This is a genomic window from Streptomyces sp. NBC_01210, from assembly GCF_036010325.1.
Classification (GTDB): domain Bacteria; phylum Actinomycetota; class Actinomycetes; order Streptomycetales; family Streptomycetaceae; genus Streptomyces.
Genome location: NZ_CP108549.1, coordinates 5,811,173 through 5,830,808, shown reverse-complemented (window position 1 = coordinate 5,830,808; position 19,636 = coordinate 5,811,173). Strand labels below are relative to the sequence as shown.

The window sequence follows — 19,636 nt, the reverse complement described above, 5'->3', positions numbered from 1 at the left end:
AAGTGCGTACGCGCGACTCTACGCGCATAGAGGGATGGAGAGAGGGATGCGAAAGAGGAGCGGCCCTCCCGGCGGGCGGGAGGGCCGCGGTGTCAGCGCAGATGCCCCGACCCGAAGGCCTGCGGCAGCATCTCGGACAGCGGGAGAACCCCGTCCGGGGTCTCCAGAAGCAGCTCGGGGCCGCCGAATTCGTACAGCAGCTGACGGCACCGGCCGCACGGCACCAGGCTCTCGCCCCGGCCGTCCACGCAGGTGAAGTGGGTCAGCCGGCCGCCGCCCGTCGCCTGGAGCTGGGAGACCAGACCGCACTCGGCGCACAGGCTGAGCCCGTACGAGGCGTTCTCGACGTTGCAGCCGACTACCGTGCGGCCGTCGTCGACGAGAGCGGCCACGCCGACCGGGTAGCCCGAGTAGGGGGCGTACGCGTGCGACATGGCCTCACGCGCCCGCTCGCGCAGAGCGTCCCAGTCGACCGCCGCCGTCACGTGCCTTCGCCCTTCCGGTACGGCATGCCATCAGCCTTGGGCATCCGGAGCCGTTGTGCGGACAGCGCCAGGACCAGCAGCGTGGTGATGTACGGAGCGGCGTCCACGAACTGGCTCGGCACCTCGTTGGTCAGCAGGTACCAGGCGAACAGCAGGGCCGAGGCGGCCGCCGAGATCACCGCGGGCACGTACTTCTTCTTGTACAGCTGCCAGATGACGACCAGCACCAGCAGGATCGCCAGCAGCAGCAGCATCGCGTGGACGTTCTCGGCACCGCCGCGCAGCTTGAGGCTGTCGGTGAAGCCGAAGAGACCGGCGCCCAGCGCCATGCCGCCCGGCATCCAGTTACCGAAGATCATCGCGGCGAGACCGATATAGCCGCGGCCGCCGGTCTGGCCCTCCTGGTAGATGCCGGTGGACACGATCGCCAGGAAGGCGCCCGCGAGGCCGGCCAGACCGCCGGAGACGGCGACGGCGATGTACTTGTACTTGTAGACGTTGACGCCGAGCGACTCGGCGGCGACCGGGTTCTCACCGCAGGAGCGCAGCCGCAGACCGAAGGCGGTGTGCCACAGGATCCAGGTGGTGGCCGGGATCAGCAGCAGCGCGACGACGGTCAGCAGCGACAGGTTGGTCACCAGGCCGCCGATGACACCGGCGAGGTCCGAGATGAAGAACCAGTGTTTGCCCTGCAGATCCTTCATCCAGTCCGACAGCCCTGGAATCGTGATCGAGGTGATCGGATCGATCCGCGGGGACTGCTTGGAGGAGCCGCCCGGGGCCTCGGCGAAAGTGAAGTTGGACAGATAGCGGGTGACGCCGACGGCCAGGATGTTGATGGCCACACCGGAGACGATGTGGTTCACACCGAAGGTGACGGTGATGATCGCGTGCAGCAGACCGCCGAGCGCGCCGCCGAGGATGCCGACCGCGACACCCGTCCACGGACCCCACTGGTAGCCGGCCCAGGCGCCGAACCAGGTGCCGAGGATCATCATGCCCTCGAGACCGATGTTGACCACGCCCGAACGCTCGGCCCACAGGCCGCCGAGGCCGGCGAGACCGATCGGGATGGCGAGCTGAAGCGCGCCGGAGACCTGGCCGACGGAGGTGAGATCCTCGGCGCCGCTGAGGATGCGTACCAGCGAGACCAGGGCGAGCGCACCCGCGATGATCAGCAGGACGACCGGGGTGGACAGTTTGCGGCGGGCGCTCTTCTTGGGTGCCGCGCTCACTGCGGAGACCGTGCTGGTGCTCATTACGCCGCCACCTCCTCACGGTTCTTGCGGGCTGCCGCGGCGAGCTCGTCGCCCACCTTCTGCTGCTGGCGGCGGATCCCGTAGCGGCGGACGAGTTCGTAGCTGACGACGACCGCGATCACGATCAGGCCCTGCATGATCGTGGCGATCTCGCTCTCGTAGCCGTGCTGGTCGAGCGTCGCGGACGCCTTGTCCAGGAAGGCGATGAGCAGCGCGCTGAAGAAGATGCCGATCGGGTTGTTGCGGCCGAGCAGGGCGATGGTGATGCCCGTGAAGCCGATTCCCGTCGGGAAGCTGAGGCTGTACGTGTGGGTGTCGCCCAGCAGTGTCGCCATACCGGCCAGACCCGCGACGGCACCCGAGATCAGCATCGCGGTCAGGATCATCTTCTTGGCGTCGACACCGGAGGCCGCGGCGGCGCTCTCACTGGCGCCGGTGGCGCGCAGATCGAAGCCGAAGCGGGTGCGGTTGAGGACGAACCAGTAGACGATGCCGAGCGCGAAGGCGACGAACGTGAAGCCGTAGATCTCTCCGCCGTCACCCATGGTCAGGCCCGGGAACCAGCCGGACTCCGGGATTTCGCCGGTCGTCAGGTCGTTGGAGCCTTCCGGCTGGACACCGAGGTTGGCCGGCAGGATCAGCCAGGCGATCAGGCTGGTGGCAATGGCGTTGAGCATGATCGTGGAGACGACCTCGCTCACTCCGCGGGTGGTCTTGAGGATGCCCGCGATACCGGCCCAGAAGGCGCCGGTCAGCATCGCGACGAGCACGATCAGCGCGATCTGCAGCGGGCCCGCCAGGTCGACGCGCGCGCCGACCAGCGCGGCCGCCATCGCGGCGAGCCGGTACTGGCCGTCGACACCGATGTTGAAGAGGTTCATCCGGAAGCCGATGGCGACGGCGAGGGCCGCCAGGTAGTACGTACCGGCCTGGTTGATGATCAGGACCTGTACGTCGACGTAACTGGCGTTCTCGATCATCAGGCTGTACGGCTCGAACGGGTTGCGGCCCGAGGCGAGCAGCACCACGGAGGTGAGTGCGACGGCGACGGCCAGCGCGAGCACCGGGCCGGCGAGGGCCAGGATCACCCGGTCCTTGTCGAATTTCTTCATCGGGCCTCGTCCTCTTCGCCCGCGGCGGAGCCGCTGTCAGTTGCTTCGAGATGGCCGGTGGCCGCGCCTGTCATGGCGGAACCCAGCTCCTCCGGAGTGATGGTGGCAGGGTCGGCGTCCGCGACCAGCCGGCCGCGGTACATGACCCGCAGGGTGTCGGAGAGCCCGATCAGCTCGTCCAGGTCCGCGGAGATCAGCAGCACCGCCAGGCCCTCGTGACGGGCCTCCCGGATCTGGTCCCAGATCTGCGCCTGTGCGCCGACGTCCACACCACGGGTGGGGTGGGCGGCGATCAGCAGCTTGGGCTTGTGGCTCATCTCGCGGCCGACGATCAGCTTCTGCTGGTTGCCGCCGGAGAGCGAGGAGGCGGTGACCTCGATGCCGGGGGTGCGGACGTCGTACTCGCGCACGATCCGCTCTGTGTCGCGGCGGGCTGCCTTGATGTCCAGGAGGCCCTTCTTGCTGTTGGGCCTCTCGGTGACATGGCCGAGGATGCGGTTCTCCCAGAGGGACGACTCCAGCAGCAGGGCGTGGCGGTGCCGGTCCTCGGGGATGTAGCCGATGCCGTCCTCGCGGCGCTTGCGCGTCGGGGCGTGCGAGATGTCCTCGGCGTCGAGCGTGATCACGCCGCCGTCGGGGTCGCGCATACCGATCAGCGCCTCGATGAGCTCGGTCTGGCCGTTGCCCTCGACACCGGCGATGCCCAGGACCTCACCCTTGTGAATGGTGAGGTTGATGCCGGCGAGGACCTCGCGGACGACGCCGTCGGGGTCGGTGGCGGCCAGCTGCAGGTCCGAGACCTGGAGCATCGGCACATCGGTGACCGTCGACTCACGGGTCTCGGGCGAGGGCAGTTCACTGCCGACCATCAGCTCGGCGAGCTGCTTGGTGGTGGTGTTCGCCGGGTCGGCGGTGCCCACGGTCGTACCGCGGCGGATGACGGTGATGTCGTCGGCGACCGACAGCACCTCGCCCAGCTTGTGCGAGATGAAGATGACGGTCAGGCCCTCGGCCTTGAGCTCGCGCAGGTTGTCGAAGAGCGCGTCGACCTCCTGCGGGACGAGCACGGCGGTCGGCTCGTCGAGGATCAGGATGCGGGCGCCGCGGTAGAGGACCTTGAGGATCTCCACACGCTGGCGGTCGGCGACACCGAGGGTCTCGACCAGGGCGTCGGGGCGCACGTTCAGCCCGTACGCGTCCGAGATCTCCCGGATCTTGTTACGGGCCTTGTTGCCGATGCCGTACAGATTCTCTCCGCCGAGAACGACGTTCTCCAGGACGGTGAAGTTGTCGGCGAGCATGAAGTGCTGGTGCACCATGCCGATGCCGCGGGCGATGGCGTCGGCCGGGGTGCTGAAGCTGACCTGGTCGCCGTCGATGGTGATGGTGCCCTCGTCCGGCTTCTGCATGCCGTAGAGGATCTTCATCAAGGTCGACTTACCGGCACCGTTCTCGCCGACGAGGGCATGCACGGTGCCCTTGCGGATGGTGATGTCGATGTCGTGGTTGGCGACGACGCCGGGAAAGCGCTTGGTGATGCCGTGCAGTTCTACGGCGGCGGGCGGGCTTGACGCGTTGATGACGCACTCTCCTTGGCGGAAAGGAGCGGGAAGCAGAAGGGCAGGAGCAGGAGGCAGGGCGGGGGCGAAGCTATCGCGCCAATGAGGCGTCTACGCGCGTAGCGCTGCCGAATCGTAAAAGATGTGGTGCGAAATACGGCCCGAGGGCCAGGAAAGGCGGCAGCGCCTGCCTTCCCGGGCCCCCGGGACTCACGTCGTGGCCAGTGGCCTTACGGCGTGGTCTTGACCGTGATGGTGCCGTCGATGATGCCCTTCTTCGCCTTCTCCACAGCGGCGGTGAGGTCCGTCATCTTCTTGTACTCGGGGTTGGAGTCGGCCAGGCCGACACCGTCCTTGTCGAGACCGTAACGGACCTCGCCGGACTGCGGCTTGCCGTCCTTCACGGACTTGATCAGGTTGAAGACCGCGTCGGACACGTCCTTGGTCACCGAGGTGAGGATCTTCGCCTTGTACTTGGCCAGACCGGCCTGGCTGTACTGGTCCGAGTCCACGCCGATGGCCCACTTGCCGGCCGTGGCGGCAGCCTCGATCGAGCCGGAGCCCGCGAGACCCGCGGCGTGGTAGATCACGTCGGCGCCCTTGTCGAGCTGGCCCTGGGCAGCGGCCTTGCCGAGGTCGGGCTTGGAGAAGCCGTCGAAGTTCGGCGGCTGCGTCAGGTACTGCTTGAGCACCGTGACCTTGGGGTTGGTGTCCTTGACGCCCTGAGCGAAGCCCGCCTCGAACTTCTTGATCAGCGGTACCTCGACGCCACCGATGAAGCCGACCTTGTTGGTCTTGGTGGCCTTGGCGGCGGCGACGCCGGCGAGGTACGAGCCCTGCTCCTCGTTGAAGACCATGTTGGCGATGTTCTTACCGGTGACCGAGGTGTCATCGATGATGCCGAAGGTGGTCTTCGGGAACTTCGGCGCGACCTTCTTGATGGCCGGGGCGTAGGAGAAGCCGACACCGATGACCGGGTTGTTGCCGGCGCGGGCGAGCTCGGTGAGCCGCTGAACCTTGTCGGCGTCCGACTCACCCTCGGTGGGCTCGTCTTCGCTGCCCTTGACCTTGAGTTCCTTCTCCGCCTTCGCCAGACCGGCGTAGGCGGCGTCATTGAAGGACTGGTCGCCGCGACCACCGATGTCGTACGCGATGGCGGCGCTGTCCTTGGCGGAACCGGCGTCCGAAGACGTCTTTCCGCCACACGCGGTGGCGGTGAGTGCGAGAGCCGCGGACGCAATGCCCACGGTGGCGATTCTGGTGATCCGGCGCAAGAGGAGGGTCCCTTCAAGACTGACCGAGAGCGCCTCTTCCGGCGCTGGTTTTGCGGCGATCGTAACGCGCGTAGATGTCAGTTAAAAACCTGTTCATCAGTCGTTATCGGATCGTCGCGAACAGGCCACGAGCCGCGCGCGCCGTAGCGACCTGACTTTTCAACGTACACCCATGTCGGTGAATCGCCCGGCCCCGATACAGGGCCGGTCGATATCTCCTCAGCTGCGCTGCCCGTCCAGCAACGCGGCCGCCGTGAACAGCTCCACGCCGACCGCGATCGCGCGCTCGTCGGCGTCGAAGTCGCCGCGGTGCAGATCACGCCGGACGGTGTCACCGGGCGCCCGGACGCCGAGCCGCGCCATCGCGCCCGGGACGTGCTCCAGGTACCAGGAGAAGTCCTCGCCGCCCAGACTCTGTTCGGTGTCCTCTACGGCGTACGGTCCCCGGCGCGCGGTCTGCGCGTCGCGCAGCAGCTCGGTCACGACCGGGTCGTTGACCACCGGCGGGACTCCGCGGATGTAGTTGATCTGCGACTTGGCCCGGTGCAGCGTCGCGATCTCGTCGATCGCGGCATGCACCAGATCGGGGGCGGCGCGCCAGCCGGGCAGATCCAGGCAGCGCACGGTGCCGGACAGTTCGGCGTGCTGCGGAATGACGTTGCAGGCGTGACCGGCCTCGATGCGGCCCCAGGTGACGGCGAGCCCGGAGCGGGCGTCGACCCGGCGGGCGAGCAGGGCCGGAACCTCGGTGGCGACCTTCGCGACGGCGGTGACCAGATCGGTGGTCAGATGCGGGCGGGCGGTGTGGCCGCCGGGGCCGTCGAGGGTGATCTCGAGCCGGTCGCAGGCGGAGGTGATGGGGCCCGGCCGCAGCCCGATGACTCCGGCGTCGACCTTGGGGTCGCAGTGCACCGCGATGATCTTGCCGACGCCGTCCAGTACGCCGGACTCGATGGCGTCGGACGCGCCACCGGGCAGCACCTCCTCCGCGGGCTGGAAGATCAGCCGGACCGGCTGCGGAAGCAGCCCCTGCCGGTCGAGCTCGGCGAGGACCAGCCCTGCGCCCAGGACGGTGGTGGTGTGCACATCGTGCCCGCAGGCGTGCGCCCGGTCCGGAACGGTGGAGCGGTAGGGCACGCCGGTCTTGGTGTCCGGGATGGGCAGCGCGTCGATGTCTGCGCGGATCGCGAACAAGGGACGTACGCCGTCCCAGGAGCCGATGTCACAGATGAGCCCGGTACCGGTGGCGAGCACCCGGGGCTCGAGGCCGGCCTGCTCGAGGCGGGCCTTGAGCACGGCGGTGGTCCGGAACTCCTGGTTGCCGAGCTCCGGGTGCATGTGCAAGTCGCGGCGGAACTCGATCAGTTCAGCGCGCAAGGACTCGGACAGCGTGCCGGGCAGCACCTCGCCGGGTTGCTCGGCTTCGGAATCGCGGGACATCAGTTGGTTCACCTGTTGAAGAGTAGGCCCAGGTATGCCCCGACTGACCACTGATCAACAAAAGATCAGCCCGTTAGGGTGAGGAAAGGTTGCCGCGAGGTGCATGGTTGTCCACCCCTGTGGGTAAGCTCACTCCTCTTCTCGACCGGGAGTCAACCGGCGATCCCCGAAGAAAGGGATTCCGGGGTCTCCGGCGAGTGAGCCGCGCCCCGGAGGGGAACCGAGCCGCAGCACGGTGCCGGCCGCCGCAGTGCGCGCCGCTCACGCCGGAGCGGGCAGCCGATGCACGTCCCGGGCCGTCCCCGTCACCCCGGCCAGAAAGCCCTGGGCCCGCGGGGACGCGCCGTCCCTGAGCCACTCCGGGGCGATGTCACAGACCGCGACTTTGACGCCCGTGCCCGCGAGGGCGAGTGGGAGCGTGTGGACCACGGTGGACGGGAAGCTGAGGACCGTGCCGCCGATGGGGCCGCGGCGGGCGATCAGTTCCAGCGGCAGATCCGGGCGGACGATCTCCAGGCCGGTCTCGACGGCGAGGCGGTGGAGTTTCTCCGAGCTCTCGCGGCGGTGTGCGAAGTAGCGGGTGGCGCCGTGCGTACGGGCCAGGGCGCCGACGGCCTCCACATACTGGTCCGGGTCGACGACGCCCGTCTCCACGAGAGATGTGCCGACGAGGTCGGCGCCCCGGGTGATCCTGGGCGGTCCGAAGCGGGAGCGGGTCCAGGCGAACCGGTTGGCCGTGACCGTGACGCCGGGCGGCGGCTCGACCGGCATCGAGGTGAAGACCTCGACCTTGCGGGTCCTCGACGGGGTGAGCCGGCGCCGCGCCAGAAAGGTGACCGGCGCGAGGACCAGTTCGCGGGGGCCCCGCCTGCCGCGCCGGTGCCAGCGCACCAGCTTCTCGCCGCGCGCCAGCTGGGCGACAAACTCCATGGTGGCCGTGCCGTCGTCGACCACGGTCAGATCCTTGCTGCGGACGAGGGTCAGCAGCAGCTGTACGTACCGGGAAAACGGGTCCCCTATGACGATGCGCTCGGCGCGGTGCAGCATCGGGCCCAGCTCGCGCAGCGTCTTCAGCGGCGCACCCGCCCCGCCGCGTGCCTCCTGCCAGCGCACCGTGTACCCCTCGTCGCGGGCCAGCTCCGCCATCCGGCGCAGCTGGCCCCGCGACATGGGGTCGGTCGGCGACAGGACGACGACGGTGAGCTCGGTGGGGGCCCAGGACGTCCCGGCCCCCGGCGACGCGGTCCGGTCTGTCCCTGCCGGGCCTGTCCCCGCCAGGCCTGTCCCTGTCCGGCCCGCCGGCTGTGCCGGGACACCAGGCAGCGTCGGCGGCGCGCCCGGCCGTGCGTGGGCCCACTCCAGGACGTTCAGAAGCTGGACCGGACTCTCGACGAAGGCGAGATTCACTGAAGTTCACCTCGTGATGCCGGGCAGGCCTGCCGACCGGCCTGCTGGTGGTCCGGGAGCCCGCCGCGGAGCGGCTTTCGGGAGCCACGGCCCCCGGGAAGGCACAGCACGGCAGCAGGCATGTCAGACCGCGACCGGCTCACGGTCGCCGGCCTCGGCGACGACACCCGCGACCCGGCGCAGCTTCTTCATCGGGGCGAGCTCGGACTCGTAGACCTTCTTGACGCCGTCGCCGAGCGCGGTCTCGATGGTGCGGATGTCGCGGACCAGTCGCTGCAGGCCGCCCGGCTCGACGGAGGCCGCCTGGTCGGAGCCCCACATGGCGCGGTCGAGAGTGATGTGGCGCTCGACGAAGGCGGCACCGAGTGCGACCGCGGCGAGGGTCGTCTGCAGGCCGGTCTCGTGGCCGCTGTAGCCGATCGGGACGTTCGGGTACTCGGCCTGGAGGCTGTTGATGACGCGGAGGTTGAGCTCCTCGGCCTTCGCCGGGTACGTCGAGGTGGCGTGGCAGAGCAGGATGTTGTCGCTGCCGAGCACCTCCACCGCGTGCCGGATCTGCTTCGGCGTGGACATGCCGGTGGAGAGGATGACCGTCTTGCCCGTGGCGCGCAGGGAGCGCAGCAGCTCGTCGTCGGTCAGCGAAGCGGAGGCCACCTTGTGGGCGGGGACGTCGAACTTCTCCAGGAAGGCGACGGCCTCGGTGTCCCACGGCGACGCGAACCAGTCGATGCCGCGCTTCTTGCAGTGCTCGTCGATCTGGCGGTACTCGTCCTCACCGAATTCCACGCGGTGGCGGTAGTCGATGTACGTCATCCGGCCCCAGGGAGTGTCGCGCTCTATGTCCCACTGGTCGCGCGGGGTGCAGATCTCCGGGGTGCGCTTCTGGAACTTGACCGCGTCACAGCCGGCGTCGGCGGCGGCATCGATGAGCGCGAAGGCGTTGTGCAGGTCGCCGTTGTGGTTGATGCCGATCTCACCCGTGACGTAGACGGGGTGACCGGGGCCCGCGGTCTTGGTGCCGAGAGTGCGCAGACGGGACGTGCTCATGAGGGGTGGTTCCTTACTTCTCGGGGGAGTTGTGGGAGGTGGCAGGGGTGACAGAGGTGCCTGTGGTGTCTTAAGGGGTGTTTTCGTGGGTGTTTTCGGGGGTGTTGAGCGTCGGGCCGAGGAGCCAGGCGGCGATCTCTCGGATCGCCCCCTCGCCGCCGGGCGTGGTGGTGACGGCACGCGCGGCGGCACGTACGGAGCCGTGCGCACTCGCGACGGCCACGGGCCAGCCGACGAGGTGGAAGCACGGAAGGTCGTTGACGTCGTTGCCGACGTAGAGCACCCGCTCCGGCGCGATCCCCTGCTCCTCGCACCACTGCTTCAGCGCGAGGTCCTTGCGGTCGATGCCGTGCAGAACGGGGACCCTGAGCTTGCGGGCGCGGGCGGCGACGACGGGGTTCTGCTCGGTGGACAGGATCAGCAGCTCCAGGCCCGACCTGCGCAGATGGGCGATGCCGAGGCCGTCGCCGCGGTGCACGGCGACGATCTCGCGCCCGTCGGCGTCGATGAGCACCCGGTCGTCGGTCTGGGTGCCGTCGAAGTCGAGCACTACGGCGTCGATGTCCTCGCGGGTGGGCAGCGCGGGGGTGTCGAGCAGGGGCGCCAGCGCGCGGGCCCTGGCCAGGTCGTGCGGGTCGTCGACCTCGAGGACGCGCGCGGGGTCGGTCCGTACGAGCGCGGTACGGCCGAAGAACCGGAGGCCGGCCTCGCGGAATCCGGTGGCGGACATGGCGTACGCGGCCCCGGTCTCCAGGAAGTCCTGCGGCCGGTCCTGGCGGCGCGGCCGGAAGGACGCGTCGTGGTTGACGCCGTAGCCGGAGGTGCGGTCGGTGTCGACGAGCAGCGCGGTGGCGCCGCCGACGCGCTGAGCGCCGATGGCGGCCGACTCCGATGCGGGCGACGTGTCCTCCTCGCGCCAGACGAAACCGTGGAAGGGGGCGACGGTCACCGCGCTGTCCGCGCCGCCTTCGAGGACCGCGGCCGCCACGCCCTCGACGTCTTCGCGCGCCAGGAAGGGGCTGGTGCACTGGATGAGCAGGACCACGTCCACGGACGTGCTGTGTATCGCCTCGTACGCGTCCATCGCGTGCAGCACCGCCGCCTCGCTGGTCGCGGTGTCCCCTGCGATCGCGGCCGGCCGCAGCACCACTTCGGCGCCCGCGTGCCGGGCCGCCTCCGCGATGTCCGGGTCGTCCGTGGAGACCATGACATCGGTGACGTGCGGTGCGGCGAGGCTCTCGCGCACGGCGCGCGCGACGAGCGGCACTCCGCCCACGGGGGCCAGGTTCTTCGCCGGAACGCCTTTGGAGCCGCCACGGGCGGGGATCACGGCGAGTACGGTCATCTGCGCTCCTGAGTACGGGAGTTGAGGTGAGGCACCGGGGCGCGTGCGGGTCACAGCTCGCCCATCCGGCGGATGATCGGGGCGACGCGCTGCACGCCGTGGCGGTACGCGCCGCGCGCCGCGTTCCGTATCGCGTCGCGCACCACACGCCGTACGCCGGTGATCTCGGCGGCCGGGGACGCGCCCGGCAGCGGAGTGCCGTCGGGGCCGAGGTGGTGGCGGGCGAGGATGCCGGGGAGATAGCCCGGCGCCGTGGCGGGCGTGTAGTACGGCGCGAGCGGCGGGAGTGCGGGGCTCTGCAGCAGTTCGGCGACGCGCTTGCGGGCCGCGTCGAAGGCCGTGTCGTACGCGCCGTCCGCGGCCACGCCCTGCCTGACCAGCCAGTCGAGGTCGGGCGCGGGGCGGTGGCCGCCGTCGAGCCGGTCCCAGGAGGTCAGCAGCCCGGAGCCGAGGAAGTGGTGGTTGCCGAGCGCCTCGCGCACACCGAGGTCGGTGAGGACCGCGGTGGGGATGCTCCGGTGCAGCGATTCGAGCGCGGCGGTGGAGGAGACGGTGACCAGCAGGTCGGTGCGGTCGAGGACGTCGCCCATATGCCCGTAGACCAGCTTGAAGTTGGGCGGCAGTCCGCCCGGCAGCTTGTCGGCGAGCTTCTGGTACGGGAGCTCTTCGAGGTGCGTGGTGTGCTCGCCCGGCTTGGAGCGCAGTTTCAGCAGCACCTCGCGGCTCGGGTGGAGGCGGGCGTGCTCGACCAGGCGGCGCAGCAGATAGGTGCGGTCGGCGCGGGATTCGGGCACCGAGGGCTGAGCGGCGAAGACGACGGTGTCGCGGCCGCTCTGCGCCTCGTAGGGCGCGCCGCCGAGGAAGGGCAGCGCCGCCTCGGTGACGGACGAGGCGTCGGCGCCCACTCCCTCGTACACCGCGCGGAAACGGTCCGCGTCGTGGCGGGAGTTGGCGAGGACGACGTCCGCGCCGTGCCGCAGCAGGAGCCCGTCGGCGAGCTTCTCGTAGACGACGCCGACATAGCCGGTGACGACGACGGGCCGGCGGGGCAGCCGGAGTGTGGCGAACCCGTGCAGCATGGCCTGGACCGCGCCACCGACGAGGGCGAGTACGACCACGTCGTACTGCTCGTCCTTCATCGCCCGCAGGAACTCGTTCCCGGTCACCTCGCGCAGCTCGTCGGCGCGCACACCGACCTCGGCGAGCTGGCGGGCCGTGGGGGTGGACCGGCCGCGCAGCAGAAAGCCGCTCAGCTCGACGGAGTCCGCGGAATCGACGGCGCCGGCCGCATCCGATGAGCCGGCGGAACCCGACGAGTGGCGCGGAACGTCGTGCGGGGCGTCGTGCGCGGCGATACGGCGCGCGGTGAGCGCACCCCATTTCCACCGGGTGTCGGAGTCGGCGAGTACGGCGACCCGTACGGCCTCGCTGGTACTTGATGGCACGCCGAGGACGTTAGAAAGGCATTCCGTTTGACGGCCCAACTCGACCGCAACAGCTGGTTAACAGAGCATCTACGGTTGGCGATAAGGCCCGCGAATCAACCTGGTTAACAAAATCGCCGCTCTGCGTTCACCTGTCATCTCTCCCGGCGTCAGTACGAATGCCGGGTGCCGGCCATAGCGTCACGCGGGTGGTTAAGCTCTCCGTCATCGTGCCGTTCTACAACGTGCAGACATACGCACCCGACACCCTCAGAAGCCTCCAGGCGAACGCCCGCGAGGACTTCGAGTTCCTGCTTGTCGACGACTGTTCGACGGACGGGACACCGGAGATCCTCGAGCGCGCGGAGCGCGAGGTTCCGGGGGTTCGCCTGATCAGACATGAACAGAACGGCGGGCTCGCCACCGCACGCAACACCGGCCTCGACGCCGCGACCGGGGAGTACCTCACCTTCCTCGACGGCGACGACTGGCTGGCCCCCGGCCACTACGAGCGGCTGCTCGCCGCCATCGAGGAGCTGGGCTGCGACTTCGTCCGTACGGACCATGTGCAGTGCACGGCCAGGGCCCGTACGGTCCATCGCGTCCCGGTCGGCCGGCGCGGCGAGGTGCTGCGGCCGCGCGACGCGATCCTGCCCGCCGACCGCTCCACCGGCGTCGACTACCCGATGGCCTGGGCCGGGATGTACCACCGGCGGCTCGCGGAGCGCGGACTGCTGCACTTCACGCACGGGCTGCGCACCGCCGAGGACCGGCCGTGGATCTGGCGGCTGCACCGCGAGGCGGAATCCTTCGCGGCGATCAGCGAGCTCGGAATCTTCTACCGGCGCGGAGTGGCTTCTTCGCTCACTCAGATCGGAGACATCCGGCAACTCGATTTCATTCGCGCATTCGACCAGGTGATCGAAGAAACGGCGAAGGATCCGGATTCCGAACGACTGATGCCGAAAGCCGTACGCACCTACTGCGCGGTTATTTCACACCACTTGGGATCAGTGGAGAGGTTCGAACCGCCTGTGGCGCGGAAATTGCGTGCGATGAGTGCGGCGGCGCTGAGGCGGATGCCGCAGGACGTTCTGAAGGACGCGCTCGACTCGATGGACATCGAACGTGCGTCGCGGCTGCGCAGGCTGCGTCGCCGCCCCGCCCTTCTCTCCGCGGAGGCCGCGGCCTGATGCGTACGACCCAGATCTTCCTCGCGTCCTCGCTGTACGGGGCCGCCACGCTGGCCGCTGCGCTGGACAGCGGCTGCTTCGCGCCCGCGGACCGGCGGCTGCTGCTGGTCGCCAACAACGCCACGACGCCGGAGACCTCGCCGGCGCTGGACGAGATGCCGGGCTTCGAGCAACTGCGCGGCCGCTTCGACGGCGTGCTCTCGTGGAACGAGGCCATCTCCCCTTTCCACCCGGGCGGCTGGGCCCCGCGGCCGGACGACGCGCCGCTGTGGGAGCGCCATCTGCGGCTGCTGTGGGACCTCGGTGACGACCGGATCGAGCTGGCCGTCGAGTCCATCCAGGTCAATCCTGCGCTCGCCGTCGCACAGCTCTTCCCGGACGCGGCGCTCGATGTCTACGCGGACGGGCTGATGAGCTACGGCCCCACCCGCAACAAGATCGACCCGCTGGTCGGCGAGCGCGTGCGCAGGCTGTTCCATCTGGATCTGGTGCCGGGCCTGAAGCCGTTGCTGCTCGCGGAGTTCGGGGCCGAGCCGCAGATCGTTCCGACGGAGGCCTTCGTCAAGGTCGTCGCCGAGCTCTCCGACGGCGTGACGGACCCGGCGTCCGACGCGGTGTCCGACGCGGTGTCCGACGAGGGGGAGGGCCCGGTGCTGCTGCTGGGCCAGTATCTGGCGGCGCTGGGCATCATCACGCCCGCGGAGGAGGAGGCCCTCCATGTCCGGATGGTGCGGGGCGCGGTCGCGCTGGGCCACCGCCGGATCGTCTTCAAGCCGCATCCCACCGCGCCGGCCTCCTGGACGCGCACGCTGGAGCGCGAGGCGGCGGCGCTGGAGGCGGAACTGACCGTCCTGGACCGGCCGTTGATCGCCGAGGTGCTCTACCGTCGGCTGCGCCCCGCGCTGGTGGCCGGCTGCTTCTCGACCGCGCTGTTCACGGCGAGCACGTTCTACGGCATTCCCGTGGCCCGTATCGGCACGGAACCGCTCCTGGACCGGCTCACGCCGTACCAGAACAGCAACCGGGTACCACTGACGATCGTCGACGCGCTGCTGCCGGATCTCGCCGACGGCGCGGCCGGTGCGCCCAAGGAGGCCGACGACATACTGACCGGCCTGGTCAGCGCGGTCGGCTTCGCGATGCAGCCGCAGCTGCGGCCGGATCTGCGGGCGGCGGCGGAGAGCTATCTCGGCCGCAACCTCAACAACCGCACCTGGCGCTACTTCAAGCGCCGCAGGCTGACGGTGCTCGGGCTGCCGGGCGGCATCCCGGTGCCGCGCAATGCGACGGTACGCCGGGTGGTGCGGAGGGCGCGCCGCCTCAAGCGGGTGGCGCTCGGGTGACCCCTGGGGCTCCGCGGCTCGGGTGACCCCTGGGGCTCTGCCCCGGGCCCCGCGCCTCAATCGCCGGCGAGGCTCCCGTTGGGGCTCCGCCCCAAACCCCGCTCCTCAATCGCCGGAGGGGCTGCATTGCAGCTCAGCAGCACCTGCTCGATGCCCGCCACCACCGCCGCGAGCCCCGCCTGGAACGCCGCCTCATGGTCTGCGAAGACCTCCTCGCCCACCGCCACGGCGAGGGGGTACTCCGCCAGCCGCTCGGCCCGGGCTACCAGGTCGTACCCCTCCGCCCCGGTCGCAGGGTCGGGCCCCATCGACTGCTCCTCGATCACATAGCCGATCGTGTAGCTGTACGCGGTGAACCAGGCGCGGGCCGCCGCGCCCGGCGCGAAGCCCGCACCGGTGAGGATGCGCAGATGCGCCTCCATCGGGGCGGCGTAACTGTTGTCGGTGAAGTGCGTGCCGCTGTAGACCTTGGCGCCGTCGCGATAGCGCAGCAGATGCTCACGCAGCCCGCGCATGGCCCCGGCGAGGCTCTCGCGCCAGTCGGCAGCCGGTTCCGCCGCCAGCAGGTCGGCCGCCATGCGCCGGACCATCTCCGTCGCCATCTCGTCGAGCAGCGCCTGCTTGTCCTTGAAGTGCCAGTACAGGGCCGGCGCCTTGACGTCGAGCTCCTTGGCGATGGCGCGCAGCGTCAGCCCTTCGAGTCCTACTTCGTTGAGCAGGCGCAGGGCGGTGCGCGCCACCCGGATCCGGTCGAGTCGTTCCGTAGCCACAGTGCCAACCTACCCGTCGCCCTTGACAACTTAACAACGTTAAGGGCACCCTCTCGGAATGGCACTTAACAGCGTTAAGGAAACTGGCCCCGGCACGGAGCACGACGTCCTGATCGTCGGGGCCGGACCCACCGGGCTCGCCCTCGCCTGCGATCTGGCCCGCCGCCGTGTACGCGCCCTCGTCGTCGAGCAGTCGGACACGCTCTTCCCCGGCTCGCGCGGCAAGGGCATCCAGCCCCGCACCATGGAGGTCTTCGACGACCTCGGCGTCGTGGACGCGGTCCTCGCCTCGGGCGGCAGGGCTCCGGTCGGCATGGTCTGGCAGGACGGCAGCCGCCAGGGCGAGCACGACATGTTCGAGCGCCCCGGGCCCACGGACACGGAGCCGTACGGCGAGCCCTGGCTGCTCCCGCAGTGGCGCACCCAGCAGATCCTGTACGCGCGCCTGAGAGAGCTCGGCGGCGAAGTCTCTTTCGGTACTGCCCTGACGGGGCTCAGCCAGGACGCGTACGGAGTGACGGCCCGGCTCTCGACAGGGACGGCAGCGACGACAGAAACATCGACGACTGGAACATCGACGATCCGCGCGGCCTACGCGGTCGCGGCGGACGGCGGCCGCAGCACGGTCCGCAGGATCCTCTCCATCGCGATGAACGGCGAGAGCGTCGACCCGGCCCCGGTGCTGGTCGCCGATGTCCGCATCCCCACGCTCGACCGCCTCAACTGGCATGTCTTCCCGGGCGGCAGCGCCGGCTATTTCGCCGTCTGCCCGCTGCCGGGGACCGACGACTTCCAGGCCGTCGGCCAGTTCGCGGAGGGCGAGCCCGACACCTCGCCCTCGGGCGTACGGAAGCTGATCGCCGCCCGCACCCATCTGGCCGAGGACGAGGTCACCGAGGTGCTGTGGGCCTCGGACTTCCGGCCGCGCGCGGCCATGGCCGACCGGTTCCGCGAAGGGCGCGTGTTCCTCGCGGGCGACGCCGCCCATGTCCACTCCCCCGCCGGCGGACAGGGCCTCAACACGAGCGTCCAGGACGTGTACAACCTCGGCTGGAAGCTCGGCCAGGTGCTTCGGCACGGCGCACCCGAGGCGCTCCTGGACACCTACGAGCAGGAGCGGCTGCCCGTCGCCGCACAGATGCTCGGCCTCTCCACCCGTATCCACCGCGGTGAGGAGCAGCGTGGCGCGGCCACCATGCAGCTGGGGCTGGGCTACCGCGGCGGCCCGCTCGCCTCCGGCGGCGCGGGCGCACTGGAGGCGGGCGACCGCGCCCCGGACGGTCCGCTGCCCGGCGGACGGCGGATCTTCGACCTCTTCCGCGGCCCGCACTTCACGCTGCTCGCGGTCGGCACGGACGCCGAACTGCCCGTACTCGACGACGAGCTGGTGCACACACACCGGATCGAGGCATACGAGCCGTACGGGAAGGGTCTTTTCCTTGTTCGGCCCGACGGCTACGTCGGCTGGGCGGGCGAGGACATGTCCGGCCTCGCCGAGTACCTGGTCAGGTGCTGCTGAGCGAGAGCTTCACCGCGAAGCCCAGGAACAGCGCGCCGGCCGCCGACGTCGCCCCCGCCGACAGCAGCTTGCGACGGCGGAATGCCGCCGCCAGATGCGTCCCGGTGAAGATCAGCAGGGTGAGATAGAGGAAGCTCGCCAGCTGGGCGAGCACGCCGAGCACCACGAAGGAGAGCGCCGGATAGGCGTACTCGGGATCGACGAACTGCACGAAGAAGGCGATGAAGAAGAGGATCGCCTTCGGGTTGAACAGGCTGATCACAAAAGCCTTGCGGAACGGCCGCTCGGCGGCGGACCCCTCGGCCGGGGCCGCCTGCTCGGCGGTCAGCTCACGGCGGGTGCGCCACAGCGACCAGGCCGCACGCAGCATCCCGATCGCCAGCCAGGTCAGATAGCCCGGCGCCGGCGAACTTCACGATCCCGAAGAGCACGGCATTGCCCTGGAGCAGCGAGGCGACGCCCGCCGCGGAGAGCACCATCAGCACGGTATCGCCGCACCACACACCGGCGGCGGCCTTGTATCCCGTACGCACACCACGACGGGCGCCGACCGAGAGCACGTACAGCGAGTTCGGCCCCGGCAGCAGAACGATCAGGACAAGGCCTGCGAGATAGGTCGGCAGATCGGTAACACCCAGCATGAGGCGGAGTGTCGCACATGGGCACGACACTCCGCCTTTGCGTTCCGCATCACGGGAGCAGAACGGAACGAGCCGCTCAGAAGGCGTCGGTCGGGACGTACGTGCCCCACACCGCGCGCAGCGCGTCGCACACCTCGCCCACCGTCGCCCGCGCCTTCAGCGCGTCCTTCATCGGGTAGAGGACGTTGTCCGTCCCCTCCGCGGCCTTCTGCAGCGCCCCGAGCGCCGCGTCGACCGCCCCCTGGTCGCGCTCGGCCCGCAGCTTCGCCAGCCGGTCCGCCTGCTGCGCCTCGATGGCAGGGTCGACCCGCAGCGGCTCGTACGGCTCCTCCGTATCCAGCGTGTAGCGGTTGACGCCGACGACGACCCGCTCGCCGCTGTCGGTCTCCTGCGCGATGCGGTACGCGCTGCGCTCGATCTCGTTCTTCTGGAAGCCGTGCTCGATGGCGTTGACCGCGCCGCCCAGGTCCTCGACCCGTTCCATCAGCGCCAGCGCCGCCGCCTCCACGTCGTCCGTCATCTTCTCGACGACATAACTGCCCGCGAACGGGTCCACGGTGGCGGTGACATCGGTCTCGTACGCCAGCACCTGCTGGGTACGCAGGGCGAGCCGCGCCGACTTGTCCGTCGGGAGCGCGATCGCCTCGTCGAAGGAGTTGGTGTGCAGCGACTGCGTACCGCCGAGCACCGCCGCAAGCCCCTGGACGGCCACGCGCACCAGGTTCACCTCGGGCTGCTGGGCGGTCAGCTGCACACCGGCCGTCTGCGTGTGGAACCGCAGCATCAGCGACTTGGGGTTCTTCGCGCCGAACTCGTCCCTCATGATCCGGGCCCAGATGCGGCGCGCGGCACGGAACTTGGCGACCTCTTCCAGGATCGTCGTACGCGAGACGAAGAAGAAGGACAGGCGCGGCGCGAAGTCGTCGACGTCCATGCCTGCGGCCACGGCCGTACGGACGTACTCGATGCCGTCCGCGAGCGTGAAGGCGATCTCCTGCGCGGGCGAGGCGCCGGCCTCCGCCATGTGATAGCCGGAGATCGAGATGGTGTTCCACTTCGGGATCTCGGTCTTGCAGTACTTGAAGATGTCGGCGATCAGCCGCAGCGAGGGCTTGGGCGGGAAGATGTACGTGCCGCGGGCGATGTACTCCTTGAGCACATCGTTCTGGATGGTGCCGGTGAGCTTGTCCGCGGGGACGCCCTGCTCCTCGCCGACGAGCTGGTAGAGCAGCAGAAGCAGCGCGGCCGGGGCGTTGATCGTCATCGACGTGGAGACCTTGTCCAGCGGGATACCGTCGAACAGCACCCGCATGTCGTCGAGCGAGTCGATGGCGACGCCGACCTTGCCGACCTCGCCGCTCGCGATTGCCGCGTCCGAGTCGTGACCCATCTGGGTGGGCAGGTCGAAGGCGACGGACAGGCCCATCGTGCCGTTGGCGATGAGCTGCTTGTAGCGGGCGTTGGACTCGACGGCGGTGCCGAAGCCCGCGTACTGGCGCATCGTCCAGGGACGGCCGGTGTACATCGTCGGGTAGACGCCGCGGGTGAAGGGGTACGAACCGGGCTCGCCCAGCTTCTCGGCCGGATCCCAGCCGTCCAGTGCACCCGGTCCGTAGACCGGCTCGATGGGCAGTCCCGACTCGGACTCGCGCGCCATGGTTGTGTGCCTCCCGCTAGAGCTACTCGCTGGTAACCGATCCTCGCGTCGGACTGTAGCGGCGGGCCCGCGACGGGTGGAGAGCCGCGCCCTGGGACCTTGCTCACAGCCTCTTCCACCGCTTGTTCCCCATGATGCGCGGGATTGCGCAACCAGGCAGG

At 69.6% G+C, this 19,636-nt stretch carries 15 protein-coding genes and 1 pseudogene; 3 read left to right on the top strand and 13 right to left on the bottom strand.

From position 1 onward, the window contains the following. Window positions 1-92 precede the first annotated feature (92 nt). The 10 genes from OG735_RS26670 to OG735_RS26625 form a co-directional block, all read right to left on the bottom strand. Window positions 93-485 carry a cytidine deaminase gene (locus OG735_RS26670; RefSeq protein ID WP_327325664.1) on the bottom strand — a complete coding sequence of 131 codons (393 nt, stop codon included), beginning with the start codon at window positions 483-485 and terminating at the stop codon, window positions 93-95. Continuing rightward, window positions 482-1,744, bottom strand: a complete 1,263-nt coding sequence (locus OG735_RS26665; protein WP_327325663.1) for an ABC transporter permease — start codon at window positions 1,742-1,744, stop codon at window positions 482-484. The genes OG735_RS26670 and OG735_RS26665 overlap by 4 nt, the downstream gene beginning before the upstream one ends. Next, window positions 1,744-2,856 carry an ABC transporter permease gene (locus OG735_RS26660; RefSeq protein WP_327325662.1) on the bottom strand — a complete coding sequence of 371 codons (1,113 nt, stop codon included), beginning with the start codon at window positions 2,854-2,856 and terminating at the stop codon, window positions 1,744-1,746. Before OG735_RS26660 ends, OG735_RS26665 begins: the two co-directional genes overlap by 1 nt. Then, window positions 2,853-4,403: an ABC transporter ATP-binding protein gene (locus OG735_RS26655; protein WP_327328467.1), complete on the bottom strand. Its 1,551-nt coding sequence runs from the start codon at window positions 4,401-4,403 to the stop codon at window positions 2,853-2,855. Before OG735_RS26655 ends, OG735_RS26660 begins: the two co-directional genes overlap by 4 nt. A gap of 242 nt (window positions 4,404-4,645) precedes the next feature. Beyond that, complete coding sequence (locus OG735_RS26650) at window positions 4,646-5,689, bottom strand: BMP family lipoprotein (protein WP_327325661.1); 1,044 nt, start codon at window positions 5,687-5,689, stop codon at window positions 4,646-4,648. A gap of 219 nt (window positions 5,690-5,908) precedes the next feature. Further along, a complete protein-coding gene (locus tag OG735_RS26645; protein WP_327328466.1) occupies window positions 5,909-7,129 on the bottom strand; it encodes an amidohydrolase in 1,221 nt (406 codons plus the stop codon). Between the two features lie 261 nt (window positions 7,130-7,390). Next, window positions 7,391-8,536, bottom strand: a complete 1,146-nt coding sequence (locus OG735_RS26640) for a hypothetical protein (RefSeq protein WP_327325660.1) — start codon at window positions 8,534-8,536, stop codon at window positions 7,391-7,393. Between the two features lie 123 nt (window positions 8,537-8,659). Beyond that, window positions 8,660-9,583: an N-acetylneuraminate synthase family protein gene (locus tag OG735_RS26635; RefSeq protein WP_327325659.1), complete on the bottom strand. Its 924-nt coding sequence runs from the start codon at window positions 9,581-9,583 to the stop codon at window positions 8,660-8,662. Between the two features lie 70 nt (window positions 9,584-9,653). Continuing rightward, entirely contained in the window at window positions 9,654-10,928 is a 1,275-nt protein-coding gene (locus OG735_RS26630) for an N-acylneuraminate cytidylyltransferase (protein ID WP_327325658.1), read from the bottom strand. A 50-nt stretch (window positions 10,929-10,978) separates the two neighbouring features. Next, complete coding sequence (locus OG735_RS26625) at window positions 10,979-12,373, bottom strand: DUF6716 putative glycosyltransferase (RefSeq protein ID WP_327325657.1); 1,395 nt, start codon at window positions 12,371-12,373, stop codon at window positions 10,979-10,981. A gap of 188 nt (window positions 12,374-12,561) precedes the next feature. On the opposite strand from OG735_RS26625, the gene OG735_RS26620 reads away from it, so the two are divergent. Beyond that, window positions 12,562-13,545, top strand: coding sequence for a glycosyltransferase family 2 protein (locus OG735_RS26620; RefSeq protein WP_327325656.1), 984 nt, complete (start codon window positions 12,562-12,564; stop codon window positions 13,543-13,545). Continuing rightward, window positions 13,545-14,888: a polysialyltransferase family glycosyltransferase gene (locus tag OG735_RS26615; RefSeq protein WP_327325655.1), complete on the top strand. Its 1,344-nt coding sequence runs from the start codon at window positions 13,545-13,547 to the stop codon at window positions 14,886-14,888. The genes OG735_RS26620 and OG735_RS26615 overlap by 1 nt, the downstream gene beginning before the upstream one ends. Before the next feature lie 56 nt (window positions 14,889-14,944). Here the strand turns inward: OG735_RS26615 and OG735_RS26610 are convergent, their stop codons facing one another. Then, window positions 14,945-15,658 (bottom strand): TetR/AcrR family transcriptional regulator C-terminal domain-containing protein, encoded by a 714-nt coding sequence (locus OG735_RS26610; protein ID WP_327325654.1) that lies wholly within the window; start codon window positions 15,656-15,658, stop codon window positions 14,945-14,947. Window positions 15,659-15,716: 58 nt separating this feature from the next. Between OG735_RS26610 and OG735_RS26605 the strand changes: the two genes are divergently transcribed. Continuing rightward, window positions 15,717-17,177, top strand: a complete 1,461-nt coding sequence (locus tag OG735_RS26605) for an FAD-dependent monooxygenase (protein WP_327325653.1) — start codon at window positions 15,717-15,719, stop codon at window positions 17,175-17,177. Here OG735_RS26605 and leuE read toward each other — a convergent pair. Both leuE and OG735_RS26595 read right to left on the bottom strand, forming a co-directional pair. Next, window positions 17,164-17,818 (bottom strand): annotated as a pseudogene (leuE, locus tag OG735_RS26600) (leucine efflux protein LeuE). The gene OG735_RS26605 and the pseudogene leuE sit on opposite strands and share 14 nt — an antisense overlap. Window positions 17,819-17,894: 76 nt before the next feature. Continuing rightward, window positions 17,895-19,475: an acyl-CoA mutase large subunit family protein gene (locus tag OG735_RS26595; RefSeq protein ID WP_327325652.1), complete on the bottom strand. Its 1,581-nt coding sequence runs from the start codon at window positions 19,473-19,475 to the stop codon at window positions 17,895-17,897. Between the last annotated feature and the right edge of the window lie 161 nt (window positions 19,476-19,636).

What these genes read in the sequence shown, in the direction of transcription:
- OG735_RS26665 (WP_327325663.1), bottom strand. Translation starts at nt 1,744, where the DNA reads ATGAGCACCAGCACGGTCTCCGCAGTGAGCGCGGCACCCAAGAAGAGC.
- OG735_RS26660 (WP_327325662.1), bottom strand. Translation starts at nt 2,856, where the DNA reads ATGAAGAAATTCGACAAGGACCGGGTGATCCTGGCCCTCGCCGGCCCG.
- OG735_RS26645 (WP_327328466.1), bottom strand. Translation starts at nt 7,129, where the DNA reads ATGTCCCGCGATTCCGAAGCCGAGCAACCCGGCGAGGTGCTGCCCGGC.
- OG735_RS26635 (WP_327325659.1), bottom strand. Translation starts at nt 9,583, where the DNA reads ATGAGCACGTCCCGTCTGCGCACTCTCGGCACCAAGACCGCGGGCCCC.
- OG735_RS26630 (WP_327325658.1), bottom strand. Translation starts at nt 10,928, where the DNA reads ATGACCGTACTCGCCGTGATCCCCGCCCGTGGCGGCTCCAAAGGCGTT.
- OG735_RS26615 (WP_327325655.1), top strand. Translation starts at nt 13,545, where the DNA reads ATGCGTACGACCCAGATCTTCCTCGCGTCCTCGCTGTACGGGGCCGCC.
- OG735_RS26605 (WP_327325653.1), top strand. Translation starts at nt 15,717, where the DNA reads ATGGCACTTAACAGCGTTAAGGAAACTGGCCCCGGCACGGAGCACGAC.
- OG735_RS26595 (WP_327325652.1), bottom strand. Translation starts at nt 19,475, where the DNA reads ATGGCGCGCGAGTCCGAGTCGGGACTGCCCATCGAGCCGGTCTACGGA.